Here is a 13,767-nt window from a genome sequence, read left to right as displayed (position 1 = left end):
AATGAACGATCTAAATAGCTTGTTTGATAAAATTTATTGGGCTTGCTTGGTGGTGCTAGCTGCTGCGATCACTTTTTTAAAAACGATGAGTAAGAAGCGCAAAAGTAAATTAGCTTACATAATAGCCTTTCTTTCGGGGTTTTTAAGCTCGATTACTCTGTGCTATTTTGGCGCGGAGTTTACGCTTTATCTAACTCAAAACTCTAGATTTGCCTTAGCAGTAGGTGGTTTTTCTGCTTGGATAGGCGCTGACGCCGTGAAAAATTGGGCTGAAAAATTTGTCTGTGCTAAGCTTGGCATAGATAGAAGAATGAGCGAATACGATGAAGATCAAGATAAATAGATTTAAAAACATCCACGACGGCACGATTGGAAAACTAACGATCACGGACGACGGAAAAAGGCTTTTTGAATGCTTCACCCTTGAGCCCGCGGGCGCAGATACTACGGAGCGCGGCAAGGATAGACGCATACCAGCAGGTAGGTATCAAATGCAGTGGCACAATAGCCCGAGTCAGAAGCGAATGTGTCCGCTTTTGTGGAACGAGTCGGTGCCGAAAGAGCGCTACATTCTCATTCACCCCGGTAACTTCCCGAAAGATACGGCAGGATGTATCCTTGTAGGCGACGGACATAGCGCCGCGGGAGTTACGAATTCCGTTCGGACATACAATTCGTTTTTCAAAATTTGCATAGGTAAACACATAGAATTCATCGAAATCACAAACGAGGAGGGGGTATGATTGCCAAAAACATCAAAGCTCACGAGGGATTTCGGGATCACATATACAAAGACAGCCTCGGAAAGGCTACGATAGGATACGGCTTTTTAGTCTCGGCACTTAGCCCCGACGAACTCAAGCTTAACGGGGGCAAGGTGGAGCCGATGAGTAAAGAGGTAGCGGAAAAAATCCTAAATTTGAAAGTTGCGAAACTTCAAAAGCGAGTTTTTCAGTGCCTGCCTTGGCTTGCTAGCAAACCGCAGAGCATTCAAGACACCATCCTTGAAATGGCATACCAGCTAGGGCTTGCGGGGCTCTTGGGTTTCCGTCATACTCTGGGCTGCATAGAAGCAGGCGATTACGCACAAGCGGCAAGAAATTTAAAAGCAAGCCTGCTTTACCGCCAAACCCCAAAAAGGGTTGAGAGCTATATAAAAGCGCTTAATCTTTTTTCTTAAGCTTCTTTTTAGCAGCGTCTTTCATCTGCCCGCTAACGCTATAATCTGCGCTATTAAAGCCTAAAAACTTCGCTACACTTTGAGCTTTCGTTTTAGGAAGCATTACGTTGTTTCGCTTTCTGCTTGTCTCATCTCTGCTTAGATCACTTACTAAGTTTATTCCGCTGCTTACTCCGCCCGGCATAGGCGTAAAGCCTTGAAGTAACCAATTTAAATAATCGTATGCTTGCGCGGGAATAGGCTTGGTATCTTTAGTGATCGGGCGGTTATTGTAAAGCATCCTAGGCTTTCCGTCCGCCATCATCGAAAATAGCGCATAAGCTCCCTGCGTCGTTGGACCGCTAGCAAGCCCTTTAGCGTAGTTTGCCGGAGCGGTTAGGTTCATATAAGGAAGATACCTATCCATCTTAATCGTGCGAACTCGATCGCCGTCGCGCCATACTGCTACGCTGCGTCCTTTGATATCATCAGGGATCTTATCACTATACGGATTAGCTTCGCCCGTAACCTTATATTGCCAATATCCTAAAGCCGCTAGCATAGGCAGGATCTTTTTAGCTCCATCTACCGGGTGGCGGGCTAGGTAGCGCCCCATCGCAGGCATTACATAATAACTCCACGAGATAAAAGGGGCGATGCCGCTATCTCTAAGCGCTCTCATACCCGCAGGCATTTGGCGCGAATAATCTGGTATCCAGCTATTGGTTGCGATCTTTGCGCTTTTTGGATCTAAGCCCTTGTCAATATAGTGAGAAAATAACGCTAGCCTTCCTACATTATCCTCCCCTGCATATAGCGCGCCCGCCTTATCGGCAACTGCTCCTAACGCGTCGCCTGCCTTTTGAGCCGTAGAGGCTACGACGCTTTGTTTGCTTGCGGCATCTCCGTCTATTATGCGGGCGATCTTTCCTTGCCTAAGCTCTTTTGTAGTGCGGGCAAAGCCGTTTTGAATATCAAGCAAGGAGCTTCTGCCAAAAAGTCCCTCGTCCTCGGCGAGCTTGTAGGTTTGAATCTCTTTTTCGCGCATAAGTTGCGCGTATTCCCTGCGCTCTGCGGGGCTTAGTTTAGAAACGACATTTTTTAACCTTAGCTGCTTGTAGCGGTTGATCGCTCCATTTCCTATCTGCGCGCGGGTAAACTTTGCCATAGAGGCTACGACCTGCTTGGCGCTCATCCCCGCAAGATTTAATAAAAATCCGTTTGAGACGTAGTTGCCCACGTGAGCGGTCTGTGACCATACGGTCTTACTCATCTTCCAAATCGAGAGGTATTTTTTCCATCCGTCTATTAGCACACCCATATCACCACTTTGCGCAAAGGATGAGATTATATCGCTTTTGATATCCTTTCGCACCCATTGCCCCGCAAGCGCGCCGTAGCTATCGCTTTTAGGCATTTGAGCGTATCCCTCGCGTCCTAGCTCCTTTTTAATCGCGTCATCTAAATCAAGCTTGCCGTAGCGGGCTTTGATCTCGGTATTGGGTATCACTGCGCCGCCGCTTAGTTCGCTAACGGATTTTAAAAACTTAGCGTTTTCTATCATATCATTTAACTTATTTAGGGTCTGCGGTATGCTAAAAGCAGCATCTCTTATCTCCCCCATAGCCGAGCGCTCATCTTTGGTATAATCCCTCCAAAGCTCAATTTTACCATTAGGCTTTTCTACTACGCGCACGCCGCCTTTATTGTAAGCCTGATCCATAGACTTTGCAATCTGCGGGTTTTTAGATAGAAACTTATCCATCGCTTCCCTATCTTTAAACTCTTTAAACGCAAAGCCTCTGCTGTGAATTTCATCTACCTTTTTACCGCTTGAAAACACTGAGTTGATGCGATCTTTTAGATGCTTTTCATAGGAGCGAGCAAGATATTGCCCCGCTAGCGCGTCTCTGCTAGCCTTATCTAAAACGCCTAGATCTACGAGCTTAGCACTCATATCGTCAATCTGACGTCTTAGCGCGTCTGCTAGTGGCTTTAGCTCAGGTTTAATGGCATTTCCTTCACCCACCATATATTCATGCATAGCTACGCGATCAGCATCATCTAAGCCGCTAAGCGCGGATTGTAGATTTTCCATTTTAGCGCTATATGCGCTTTTGGCGCTGAATAGCTCGTCGTTTCGCAAAAGATAATCCGCGCCTTTGGTTTCGCTTAGTGCGCGCCTTGCAAAGCGAGCTGCATTAATAGCGCCATTTTTTAAATTCTGCGCTAAGCTTTGAGAGCCAGATAAAATTTCATAAGCGATATTTTTAAACTCTTTATTGATATGCTCGCTTGCCATTTGCCTTGCGTAGCTTAGCCCTATATCCTTGCCGCTTAAATCCTTTAGCTCTGAAATGGAGTTTGCGCCTACGGCTTTAAGATAGGAGCGCATATTGCTTAAGATGCTAGGCTTATCTTTTGCCGCAGCTTCTATATCCTGCGCTATCTCGCCTACCTTAGCGCCTCCTTTTAGCTTTGAAACCAAAGAGGGTGCATTTACTAGCCCAAGCCCGCCTAACGCTCCGATAAAAGCGCCTCTTGCTCTATTTTTATCATCTAGCGCTGCACCTGTGGCTGCTCCGGCTCCAGCGCTTGCGATATTAGCAGGGATTGCGCTAGAGCTAAAACCTTTAATCATATTCTCGCCGTTTTGTGGTATAATATCTGTAGCGGTGTCTAGCCCTTGATTTCTCATCGCTTGTGGGGTGCTTAGGCTAGAGAGTGTGTCCCCACCCCAAACTATATTGCCTTTTTTTATTAGATTTTTTAAATCGGTGTTTTTTAGCGGCGTCGCGGTTACGCCTAAAAATTCTCCTCTGTCGTTTTCTATCACGCTTAAGAATTTTAAAGTTTTATCGCGATCGTCGATAAAGGTTTTAAAAAATCTATATCGTTCGCCATCTTTTGCGATGAATAATGGATTTTCTAACGTAGGTTTGATTAAATTTACATATTCGAGCCTACGCTCGCTGCCTGCTTTATCCGCCAAATGATTTAACATCTTATCAATCGCAATTTTTGCCTCAAATATCGGAGTTTTAATAGGAGCCTGAAAGTCGCGGACGAGCGAAAGCACATCGGCTTTAGGCTCTAGTCTTAGCGCCAAATCTCCGCGCTCCGCTATATTACGGACTACTGCAGCGGGGTCTATGCCTCCTCCTGCGGAATTCTTAAACTCCGCGGGGGCATTAAGGTTTTTATCAGAGGAAAGAGATATAATTTCATCATTGGCGGGGGTTGTAGTAATGTGGGTTGTGGACCCCACCCCTCCGTCAAATATATCAGAGGTTGAAGTAATTGCGGAGTTTGTCCCACTTCCTTCGATATATTTATCATTGCTGTAAAGGCTGCTATTTGGGTTTAATCCCTTTTTGGCGGCTTCATCGCTTCCATTTAAGGTTGAGGTAATAGTCTGGGTTGTCGGACTTCCTTTTTTGGCAGCGATGACGGCTTTAGGATTGGTAATTGCTAAGATCTGATCTAAATACGCGTTATTATTAGCGGGGTTTGTAGCTCTTAAAATCTCATCTAAAAACGGATTAGGTGCTTGTGCTGCTGCTTCCGCCTTATCTGCTCCTTTTGCTGCTTCGCTCATCTTTTTTGGAGCAATCCCGGCTGCTTCCTCAAGCTCTGAGCGAATGGCCTTTATCACGTTTTCGTCAAGTCCGAAAAGATTAGGATTATTTAAAATTCCCTCTGCGACAGAATTTTGTGGTATAATAGTGTTATCGGTCGGCGAAAAATGCTCCTTGCCGGTATTCATTTGCGCCCCGAGCACTTGTTGCTTATGTTGAGAGTTGGACGCCTCAGCCGCCGCCGTTTCAAATATCTTTTTATCCGCGTTACTAATACGTTTGTCTTTATTTAAGTGAATAACTCCACCGCTATCTCTACCGATAGCCATATCACTCATCCGCTCACCGTCTCTGCTAGCTAGATATGCCGCAGACGGGTTTCGTAAACTATCACCTGCATAGTCGTGCGTGCTAATAAGTCCTTTTATCGTGCGGTAAACATCACCTTTATTTTTAAACATTTCTGGGTGTAGGTTATATAAGTATTGCAGGCTTGCGCGAATTTGAGAGCTAGGAAGTTTAAGCTCACCAGCTAAGTCGTTTTCTATATCCACAAAAGCGTTATATGGATATTTTTGCGCTCCGTCTCGCATAGTAAAGCCCTCGCCTGCGGTTTGTCCTGCGGGGGTCGCACTTTGAATATCTTGCGCCGCTTTTGCGGGTGCGGGTTTTAGCTCCTGCGCGGCTACCCTTGCTTCCTCTAGTTTCCGCATACCTTTAGCTAAAATCGGAGCACGGCTAAGCCCGCCTAAAATAGCGTTTGCCCCACCCCAGATAGTGCTTTCAAGCCCCGCTTGCTTTAGATCGGGCTTTTCCTGTCCGTAAGCTCTAGCCCCTCCGGTAAATCCTCCCATTATCGCGCCGTTTGCCGCAGATCCCACGGCATTGCCGATGCGAGTAGCTACCTTTTGGCTAGCGCCTAATGCTTTTGCTAAGCGGGCGGCCTTTGCGCTATGCCCTAGCATCGCAGGAGCTAGTGCAGTAGCATCTGCTATCTCGCCTGCTGCTTGCCAATCTTTCATATCGTTATCGCCGAAGTTTTCAATTTTATTTATCGCCAAGCTTGCTAAATTTGAGTTCTCGCGAAAGAAATCCCTAGCCCTGTCCGCTCCGTAAAAATCTGCGGTATCTGCTAAAACGTTGTTAATGCCTCTAGCTAGCTTTTGATTGGCTGCAGCTTGACCCGTTACGAAGTTTTTTAATCCTCGTCCTATTATGCGGGTAGTGCCTGCACCTCCCGTTTGTCCTACTGCCTCCGCGCTTTGAGAAAAGGTTTGCCCTAGCTCGTCTGCGGTATCTTTTAAGCTCTTGCCTGCATTATTAAAGCCCAAAGCGTCCGCTCCTGCGCCTAATGCACGAAGTCCTAGCTCGCCAGCCTTTTGGCTTACTAGCCCTGCACCCGCTAAAGCCTTATCGCTTATGGCTTCTGCGGTATCTAGCGCAGGGGCAAGCTTAGAGCCCATCTGCCTAAAAAAGCGCTGCGTATCGCTAGGTCCGTCCGCGTTTGCCTCGCTTATTGGGGTTAGGGTTTTATTTCCTATTTTTATGGAGTTTACCGGGCTCAGTGTCTTTGATCCGATCTTTATGGGAGCTACATTTATGGGCGTTAAGGTTTTGCCCCCTATCTTAATTCCACTCATAAACTTGTCCGTCCTTGCGTGCTTTCTTTACTCCATCATCATCGATAAAAATTTCATAGCCTTGTTTAATAGCCTCCAAATCATCATCATCGTAATCTATACCACCTCCCTCTACGCCTAGTGCGGAATATCCCGCCGCTATGCGATCAGTAATAGCTTTGCGCTGCTTATCGTCTAGCTGCGAAAACTGCGGGCTGGAGGCAAAATCGTTTAGTGCCTTAAGCTCATCTGCCTTAGCCTTTCTTGCGGCGTTTTGATTTTGTGCGTCAAGTTCTGCGCTTTTTAGCTCATTAGCGCGGTCTAAGCCTGCTGCGCGAGCTTGCATATATGCTTGTTGCGCCTGAGCTTGCGCGTTCGCTCTAGCGGCATCCTCGGCGTCCTTGGCGCTGCGGTAATTAAAACCTGCCATCCACTGGGCCCCATTTGCAGCTCTTTGGGCGTCATCTTGATAGGCTTTTTCTCTAGCGCCTAGCACGTTTAGTGCTGCGTTCGCATTAGCTCTAGCCCATTCGTTATTTGCTTTGGTATTAGCTAAGTTTATGATATTGGCTAGATATGAGTTTACGCTTCCTAGCATTGAGTTATCAAGTCGCCCCTGCGCGGTTTGAGGGGCAAAGCCGTAAGCGTCCCTGCCTATATTAGCAACTGCGCCCGCCCCGTTTAAGGCGCGCCCTTTAGAGTTTAGAGCGTTTCCGATATTATTTAAGCTTTGGCTATAAGCGTCGTTTGCGCCGCCGTAGGCTTGAGCGCCTAGCTTGATAAAGCTATTATTGGTTAAGTCCGCGCCTGCTCTTGAGTTTTGTTGATTGTAGATATTGTTGCCTGCCCCGAATAATCCGCTAAGAGGTGATTGCATAGCGTTGAGATTTTGCGCGAAATCTGCGGACTTACGGGCGTAGTCGTAGTCGTTTTGATTAAAGTAAGCCATAAAATCCTGCCTTTTTGCTTTATGCTAACAAAAAGGCGCGGATTATTTAAAGGGCTATTTGCTTATGAGTTTGCTAATAGCTCGCCCGACATCGCCTGCTCTTGCCTTGCCTTCGCGAATTCGCTTAAGCGTCTCATCCTCGCCTGCATCGTCTGCCGAGCTAGTGCCGTCGTTAGTGATCGGATCGGGCTTACTCTGTGGTGCTACGGTGGCTTTAAGACCTTTGACGAAAATCTCAAGACCCTCCTTGCTGATTTTAAACTGCTTCGCAAGTTCGGGGCTGGTTTGCGCGAGCTTATCAAGTCCTTCCTCGATAGTTTTCTTACTCAGCTCGGGATTAGCGCTTATGACATCTGCGAGATTTAGATTATATGTCGCGGCTTCTTGTTGCTTTTCAAGCTGTGCGCGCAATTCATCTATGCCTAGGGCTTGCTTTGCAGCTGCAAGTTGAGCGCCTATATCTACTTGAGGCATCGTCATTTGGGGCTGTGGGGGCACCATTTGAGGAGGTGTCGTTTGAGGCATCGCGTATGGATCTTGCGGCTGCACCTGAGGCTCTTGAGGTTGAATGTCATCATTCATCTTTTTCTCCTTGTGTGGTTTGGTATTGTTCTAAAAAAAAGCCGTAAAGGCTTTGAGCGAAGCTTAGAGCGTCTATGCGCTCAAGCATATTTATCCTAGCATCCTTGCTTAACTCCTGCCCCGCTGCGTCCTTTCCGCTGCAAGCATAGCGGTATAACGCGCTTTTTTGTGCCTCTAAAACCGCATTGATCTCGGCATAAGGCTCGGAGCTCATAAAATCTTTAAGCGCTTTGAGTTTCTGCAAAATCTATCTCTCCTGGAAAAAGTTCATCTACGTTTTTTTGACCCATCTCGCGCAACTCGTCTCGCACTAAGCCCTCTAGGACTCGCACATACTCGCGCACTTTTTCTTTCGCGCCCATCTCGCTTAGCATCTTTATCATCGTTAGTAGGCTTTGTTTAGCCGCTCCGATATTATTTATCTTAGTGTCGCGGCTCATTACGCCTACGCCTGCGTTTATGCTAACGCGCAGCTCTATTTTCTTATCCCTATCATATCCGCTAAGCGCCTCGGTGATTTTATGGCGATATATTAAGCTTACGATACGAGAGATAAAGGGCTCAAAAAAGCTCTCGTTGTAGCTCGTGACTATATCATCTATCGTAGCGTTACCGCTTTGAGCTAGCAAGCTCATCCCCGTAGCGTTTCTAGGATCGGAGCTAGCAGAAATGCCTTGCACCATCTTAGGCATTCCACCTACTTCTTGGATCTCTGCATCCAAGCTTTGCGTATCAAAAACCGAGCCGTTGATATTAGGGGCCGGGATCTCCTTAATCGCTGCTAAATTTGAAACTACTACCTTAGGGCTAAGAGATGCTAAATCATCATCCCTTAAGCCACTACTTCTATCGGCGAAATATCTGGGATTAAGCTGCAGATAAACGGCGTCCATCTGCTGATTTCGCACGGCTATGAATTGGCGCTGCAGATCTATCATCGGCTCAATATAGCTTGCCCCGTATGAGCGCACTGCCCCTCTTTCCTCAATCCTACAAAACTGCGGATAAGCTACCGCAAAAAAGAAGGGGCATCCGTCATGAAGGGGAAGATCAAGGCGCAAAAACCTATCGTTTATGCAGGTGCTAATAAACCAATCATCGCCGATTTTGCGATAAATCTCTTGCACCGCTATTCTGCGGTATTCTCCTAAATCCGAGCTTTGAAGGCCGCTAGGACTTTTGGAGGTGTTTTCACCGCTTATGGTGTCTAGATCTATCTTTTCATCCTTTAGCTCTTTAGCGAAGTTTCTTTTAATATCGGCAATCGTCATATAGAAGCGATCGACGTAGTATTTAGCATCGAAATGATTTTTAGCATGCGGATCTATTAGCACCTCACTTAGCCTTTTAGGCACAACCTTAACCTCATTATCTGCCCAATAAACCTTTGCGATAGAAGTTCCATAAACGAGCATCGCAATTATGCTTTCGTGAATGCGGGAGTAAAGATTTAGCCTTGCTCTGCTTAGAGTATTTAGTTCATTTTGTAAGATGGCGCTAAGCTGCGCGTCGCCTCTAACCTCAATATCCGCAAGACTAGGATTAGCAAAATAGGTCTTTAATATCTCTTTAGTGATGCGGCGGACCTTGGCAAAGATTATCTTTTGTGCGACGTGAGATTTATGGCGAGCTTTTAAAGCCCTTTTCTTTTTTTCATCCATTAAGGCTAAATATCCGCCCTCTAAATATAAAAAGTCATCTTTTACAAAGTCAAATCCCTTTACCGCCTCATCTCGAAGCTTTAGAATTTGAGCTTTAATCTCCTCTTTTTTCAAGTCTTTTTCTCCTCCTTCTTACCCGGTATTTATCTACTTCAAGCGCGGCTGCTATGAAATCATCTCTAAAGCCGTGCCTTATTAGCTCATCTATCGCCTCTCCCTCGATTAAGGTTACAGGAGCGCCTCCTGCATCTCTTGCGTTGCTTAAAAGAGCAAAGACATTGCCTCCTGCCAGCTTTAATAGGGCATAATAGCTAGCCTCCCTGCCTAAATGCCACGCATCTACCATAGCAAATCTCCCGTTTGAAACTCTCCATCCGTTTCCTCCTCGTAAAAATCCATCTCATCAAAAAAGCTAAGCGCTAAAGCATCTGCGCGATCGGGCGAGCGAGCAAGTCTAGCGCGAATTTTCTTTTTAGATTCAAGCCTTATTTTGCCCGTGTTTTCATCGATCTCATAACGGATATCGCCTAGTTCGCCTATTAGCTTTTCATCTCTAGGCAGGCAAAGAAGTGCGATATTTTCTTTTAGCCTTGCATAAATTTCATAGCGCTTATTGTAAAAGCCCTCTTTGAAGCTTTTTTCTCTTACGTCGGCGCGATAAACGGGTAAGCCTTTGGCGTTTAATATACTCCAAACTCCTGCGCCTATGCCGATGACGTCGATGAAAATAGCGTTAGGCTTTTGCGCCGCTTTTTTATATTCAGCGCAGATCGCATCGGCTAGTGGAGCGGAATCGAGCTTTTTAAACTCGCAAAAAGGCTCTATGAAAAAGCCCTTACGCTTACATAGCACAGAGCTATCATCTCCGTATTCTGCAGGATCTAACCCCCAAATCACAGCGCCACTTCGGTCTATCTCACGTCCTACGGCAAGCTCAAGCGCGCTTAAATCAAAGAGATTATCGCTGCCTTGAAGCGGGAATTCGCCTAAAATCCTAACCCGATAAGCATTGCTATCTCTGCCGTAAAGAGCGCGGGCGCGCTCGATCTGCTCTTTGGCTACATTTGCACTCTGTTCTGCGTTAAAGGTAAAGCTATGCCAAAGCTCCTGCTTAAAAGCTTCGTAAAAAAATCCGCTCGTGCGGGTAGGGTTTCCGACCATAATCATCGCATTTGATGCCCCACTTAGAGCTCCGAAAATTATTTCAAATATCGTCTCATCCACACCGCTAGCCTCATCCACTAAAAATAGCAGATGCTTAGCATGAAAGCCTTGCAGGGCTTCAGGGGTTTCTTTGCGAGCTGTGCGAAGGGCTATGAAGTTGCCGTTAGAAAAATTGATCTCATCGCTTTTAGGCGTGATCTCATCGCGTAAAATTTTAGGAAGCTTGGCTATCCATTTGCGAATTTCAGGCATCAACGTAAGAAGTAGCTGCGGAGTAGAGGGGGCGGTAATAGGAATTTTAGCATCCTCCTTAATTAGCGCCCACCAAATAGCAACCCAAGCAAGCGAGGTGCTCTTGCCTACGCCATGCCCGCTTTTAATAGCGATGAAGCGATCTCCCCCATCCACCGCGCGAATAAATGCAAGCTGTTGTGTAGAGGGCTCGGCGCGCAGGACGAAACGCACGAAGGTCTCAAGCTTAGATGCGATACGGGCGAACTTCTCAAGCTCGGGCTTAGAGCTCTGAACTATCATCTATTGCCTCCACATCCACTACGTTTTTATCTGATTTGTCAAAATTTATCAAAATATTGGTGATTTCGTTTTTATCCGTGCCTATGATCTCAGTGCCTGCAGCCTCGATTATATTTTTAGCTAAAAGCGCGAAAGAGCGGAAATCATTTGAACTAATGCGACCATCCTCCTCATCTTTTAGCATCTTAGCCTTTAATTTTTGTTGCGCCCAGCAAAGCTCTGCGTATTGGCTAGCTACTACTTGCGAAAACTCCGGTAGCTTAGCTTTAGCTTCGAGCGCTCTTTTATCTTTCGCATCTTGTTTTAAGATCTCGCGAACCCAATTTTCAGAGTTAGCCCAACCTCGCACCTCTTTTTCAGCAAGACCTAATCGCGCCGCTATCTCAGGTGGGCTTAAGCGCTCCTCGCGCATTATCTTAAAAGCTTCTTTTTTAAGCAGGGCGCGGTTTATGTTTTGCTCGCTCATATTTCTATCCAAGCTCCCCTATGATATTTAACCGCGCGAAAAACTATATTAGGGTTTTGAAAGCAAAGGATTTTGGATTTGATACGAAAAACCTTATCCTGCGCCGTAAAATCGGACTTAACATCCTCAACTATGCTAAGCCCCTCTTGCTCGTAAGAAAAATCTGCGATATAGGTAATAGCGCGTCTTGCCCTGCCTAAGCGGTCTTTAAATCCGGGCTGGAGCGTAAAGCCGGGATGGATACAAAGCGCGCTTATGCGCCCTGCTTTTTCAAGCGTTTTTAAATAGACGTAGCGATTAGCTTCGCTAGCGCTGTCAAAGGTGTAGCCATCAAGAAGGGTTTTAGTATGAGGGATTTTGCCCGTGCTTTTAACGCAAAAAGAGCTTTTGCGGGCTCTAGCAATAGCGCGAGCTTTGATGATCGCTTTTTTAAGAGCGGGGCTAGAGGAGATCAGAGCATCGGCACTAGCGCCAGAGCTTGCGAAAAAAATCTTAGCCATCGCTACTTTTGCAAAGCAACCTGATAAAGATAGCTAAAAAACGCGCAGATATATGTAGCCAAGAAGCCTCCTTTATGATTGCGCGCAGTTTAGCCGAAAAATTTTAAGAGCGGGTTAGTAGAAAACGCAGAAAAATCGCAAGCGACGTTCCGGGCTCCGCAGACTTAACGATGAAACTCCCGCCTTGCGGGGATTAGCGCCGCACTATTAATAGCTAAAAAATCGCTTAATTTTTAAAATTTACCACCAAAACCCGCTACTTTCCAAAAAAATCGGAAACTCCTTTCCGTAGACATAAGCGCTGTAATTCGCCTAAGCTTTGCAAAAATAATCTAAACGATAAGAGCTAGGCGATGAGGAAAAGCGAAGTTAAACCGAAGTATCTAAGAGTGGCGCGACGAAGGTAAGAAAGACCAAAAGAGTTTATTTAAAGACGACGCCCAAAGAGCCAAAGCCGTCCAGTGGCTAAGATCTGCGGGCGTAGAGCTGAAAGATGGCGTGCATTTATATCTGTTGCAAAATGCAATAGCTTTTGGGGCGCGCCTCGAATAAAAAGCTAAATATTTCAAAGGGATTTAAGGGCGGCTAGTATGAAGCGAAACCGCCCTCAAAGGACTTTTAAAGCGTGGAAATTTTATCCTATGTTAGCCAAATTTTAGTTGAAATTAAAGCTCCTTCCTCTGCTTTATTCTTGCCATTTATTGGCTTTGTAGATGCCTAGCAGTTTAACGCTGTCGCCGTCAATCAGATATGGCATTATGTAACCCCTAGCGATGAGTTCTCTTTTATCGTTCGCAATCGCTCGTCCTAGTTTAGGATTATCGCCTAATAGCTCCGCCGCGTCTAGTAGCTTACTAACAAAATCCCGCGCTTTATTTGGGCTATCTTTTGCGATGAAGTCGAATACCGCTTTTAACTCGCGATTAAATCTTGCTGTGCGCTTGATTACCATTTCGCTACTTCGTCGCGTATTCCGTCAAACGGATAGGTTTCAAGCTCGCCGCGCCTGATAGCCTCTGCGTCTGCTTCATATTCGCTAAAACGTGACTGATATTTTACTTCGTCGCTTAGGTTTAATTTAGCGCCGTCAAGCTTAGCTAGCGTGATTAATATCGCTTTGGCTTTTTCTATGAAATCGGCGTTAGCCTGTATGGTTAGGGTCTGCATTTCTTAACCTTTGTTTTAAAATCCTAGAGATATTTTAACTTCTTGAGGCTTAGGGTTTGATTACGAATGGGTGCAAGAGGGGTGTAAGAGAAAAGACATATATGAATAGCAGTTTAGGGATTTCTTAAAGTCGTTTAAACTACCATTCTAGCGAGGTTTGAGAAGGGTTTAGAAGGCAAAAAAATGCCCGAAACTTAAAATGTCACAACTCGTTGTTGTTTCTCTTTTATTAAGGCTCTAACCCCCTTTTTATCGTGCTTTGCTTACTACCTTGTGTCAAAATGAGACAAAACCCATAAACGCTTAAAAGCTAAAATTTAGGTGCAAAAAAATCATATGCGCTAGCAAGAACTTAAACTACCATACGAACTAAGCCTAAACGATACCC

General features: G+C 45.7%; 14 protein-coding genes. 3 read left to right on the top strand and 11 right to left on the bottom strand.

Translation table 11 applies throughout. From position 1 onward, the window contains the following. The first annotated feature begins 1 nt into the window (after position 1). The 3 genes from Q0620_RS04830 to Q0620_RS04820 are packed head-to-tail and all read left to right on the top strand — an operon-like array spanning position 2 to position 1,180. The gene (locus Q0620_RS04830) at positions 2-343 is read left to right on the top strand and encodes a hypothetical protein (protein WP_298783437.1); all 342 of its coding nucleotides are present in this window, start codon (positions 2-4) and stop codon (positions 341-343) included. After that, on the top strand, positions 324-743 hold the full coding sequence (locus Q0620_RS04825) for a DUF5675 family protein (protein WP_298783435.1): 420 nt from the start codon (positions 324-326) through the stop codon (positions 741-743). Before Q0620_RS04830 ends, Q0620_RS04825 begins: the two co-directional genes overlap by 20 nt. Next, a complete protein-coding gene (locus Q0620_RS04820; RefSeq protein ID WP_298783433.1) occupies positions 740-1,180 on the top strand; it encodes a glycoside hydrolase family protein in 441 nt (146 codons plus the stop codon). Before Q0620_RS04825 ends, Q0620_RS04820 begins: the two co-directional genes overlap by 4 nt. Here Q0620_RS04820 and Q0620_RS04815 read toward each other — a convergent pair. The 11 genes from Q0620_RS04815 to Q0620_RS04765 form a co-directional block, all read right to left on the bottom strand. Further along, the gene (locus Q0620_RS04815; RefSeq protein ID WP_298783431.1) at positions 1,164-6,377 is read right to left on the bottom strand and encodes a PBECR2 nuclease fold domain-containing protein; all 5,214 of its coding nucleotides are present in this window, start codon (positions 6,375-6,377) and stop codon (positions 1,164-1,166) included. The genes Q0620_RS04820 and Q0620_RS04815 overlap by 17 nt on opposite strands. After that, positions 6,364-7,305 carry a hypothetical protein gene (locus tag Q0620_RS04810; RefSeq protein ID WP_298783429.1) on the bottom strand — a complete coding sequence of 314 codons (942 nt, stop codon included), beginning with the start codon at positions 7,303-7,305 and terminating at the stop codon, positions 6,364-6,366. The genes Q0620_RS04815 and Q0620_RS04810 overlap by 14 nt, the downstream gene beginning before the upstream one ends. A 54-nt stretch (positions 7,306-7,359) precedes the next feature. Then, positions 7,360-7,887 carry a hypothetical protein gene (locus tag Q0620_RS04805; protein ID WP_297904362.1) on the bottom strand — a complete coding sequence of 176 codons (528 nt, stop codon included), beginning with the start codon at positions 7,885-7,887 and terminating at the stop codon, positions 7,360-7,362. After that, positions 7,880-8,131, bottom strand: a complete 252-nt coding sequence (locus Q0620_RS04800; RefSeq protein ID WP_297904360.1) for a hypothetical protein — start codon at positions 8,129-8,131, stop codon at positions 7,880-7,882. Before Q0620_RS04800 ends, Q0620_RS04805 begins: the two co-directional genes overlap by 8 nt. After that, positions 8,109-9,662, bottom strand: a complete 1,554-nt coding sequence (locus tag Q0620_RS04795) for a hypothetical protein (RefSeq protein ID WP_298783427.1) — start codon at positions 9,660-9,662, stop codon at positions 8,109-8,111. The genes Q0620_RS04800 and Q0620_RS04795 overlap by 23 nt, the downstream gene beginning before the upstream one ends. Continuing rightward, the gene (locus Q0620_RS04790; RefSeq protein WP_297904354.1) at positions 9,643-9,894 is read right to left on the bottom strand and encodes a hypothetical protein; all 252 of its coding nucleotides are present in this window, start codon (positions 9,892-9,894) and stop codon (positions 9,643-9,645) included. Before Q0620_RS04790 ends, Q0620_RS04795 begins: the two co-directional genes overlap by 20 nt. Further along, positions 9,888-11,246: a terminase family protein gene (locus tag Q0620_RS04785; RefSeq protein WP_298783425.1), complete on the bottom strand. Its 1,359-nt coding sequence runs from the start codon at positions 11,244-11,246 to the stop codon at positions 9,888-9,890. Before Q0620_RS04785 ends, Q0620_RS04790 begins: the two co-directional genes overlap by 7 nt. After that, on the bottom strand, positions 11,227-11,724 hold the full coding sequence (locus tag Q0620_RS04780) for a hypothetical protein (protein WP_298783423.1): 498 nt from the start codon (positions 11,722-11,724) through the stop codon (positions 11,227-11,229). Before Q0620_RS04780 ends, Q0620_RS04785 begins: the two co-directional genes overlap by 20 nt. Continuing rightward, a complete protein-coding gene (locus tag Q0620_RS04775) occupies positions 11,709-12,212 on the bottom strand; it encodes a DUF1064 domain-containing protein (RefSeq protein ID WP_298783422.1) in 504 nt (167 codons plus the stop codon). Before Q0620_RS04775 ends, Q0620_RS04780 begins: the two co-directional genes overlap by 16 nt. A 685-nt stretch (positions 12,213-12,897) precedes the next feature. Beyond that, entirely contained in the window at positions 12,898-13,164 is a 267-nt protein-coding gene (locus Q0620_RS04770) for a type II toxin-antitoxin system RelE/ParE family toxin (RefSeq protein WP_297904342.1), read from the bottom strand. Further along, complete coding sequence (locus tag Q0620_RS04765) at positions 13,158-13,379, bottom strand: hypothetical protein (protein ID WP_297947938.1); 222 nt, start codon at positions 13,377-13,379, stop codon at positions 13,158-13,160. Before Q0620_RS04765 ends, Q0620_RS04770 begins: the two co-directional genes overlap by 7 nt. Positions 13,380-13,767 lie beyond the last annotated feature (388 nt).

It is taken from the genome of uncultured Campylobacter sp., from assembly GCF_938017615.1.
Taxonomy (GTDB): domain Bacteria; phylum Campylobacterota; class Campylobacteria; order Campylobacterales; family Campylobacteraceae; genus Campylobacter_B.
Note: the sequence above shows the minus strand (reverse complement) of the source record. Positions and strands in the feature narration are given on the sequence as shown.

What these genes read in the sequence shown, in the direction of transcription:
- Q0620_RS04830 (WP_298783437.1), top strand. Translation starts at nt 2, where the DNA reads ATGAACGATCTAAATAGCTTGTTTGATAAAATTTATTGGGCTTGCTTG.
- Q0620_RS04825 (WP_298783435.1), top strand. Translation starts at nt 324, where the DNA reads ATGAAGATCAAGATAAATAGATTTAAAAACATCCACGACGGCACGATT.
- Q0620_RS04820 (WP_298783433.1), top strand. Translation starts at nt 740, where the DNA reads ATGATTGCCAAAAACATCAAAGCTCACGAGGGATTTCGGGATCACATA.
- Q0620_RS04815 (WP_298783431.1), bottom strand. Translation starts at nt 6,377, where the DNA reads ATGAGTGGAATTAAGATAGGGGGCAAAACCTTAACGCCCATAAATGTA.
- Q0620_RS04810 (WP_298783429.1), bottom strand. Translation starts at nt 7,305, where the DNA reads ATGGCTTACTTTAATCAAAACGACTACGACTACGCCCGTAAGTCCGCA.
- Q0620_RS04805 (WP_297904362.1), bottom strand. Translation starts at nt 7,887, where the DNA reads ATGAATGATGACATTCAACCTCAAGAGCCTCAGGTGCAGCCGCAAGAT.
- Q0620_RS04790 (WP_297904354.1), bottom strand. Translation starts at nt 9,894, where the DNA reads ATGGTAGATGCGTGGCATTTAGGCAGGGAGGCTAGCTATTATGCCCTA.
- Q0620_RS04785 (WP_298783425.1), bottom strand. Translation starts at nt 11,246, where the DNA reads ATGATAGTTCAGAGCTCTAAGCCCGAGCTTGAGAAGTTCGCCCGTATC.
- Q0620_RS04775 (WP_298783422.1), bottom strand. Translation starts at nt 12,212, where the DNA reads ATGGCTAAGATTTTTTTCGCAAGCTCTGGCGCTAGTGCCGATGCTCTG.
- Q0620_RS04770 (WP_297904342.1), bottom strand. Translation starts at nt 13,164, where the DNA reads ATGGTAATCAAGCGCACAGCAAGATTTAATCGCGAGTTAAAAGCGGTA.
- Q0620_RS04765 (WP_297947938.1), bottom strand. Translation starts at nt 13,379, where the DNA reads ATGCAGACCCTAACCATACAGGCTAACGCCGATTTCATAGAAAAAGCC.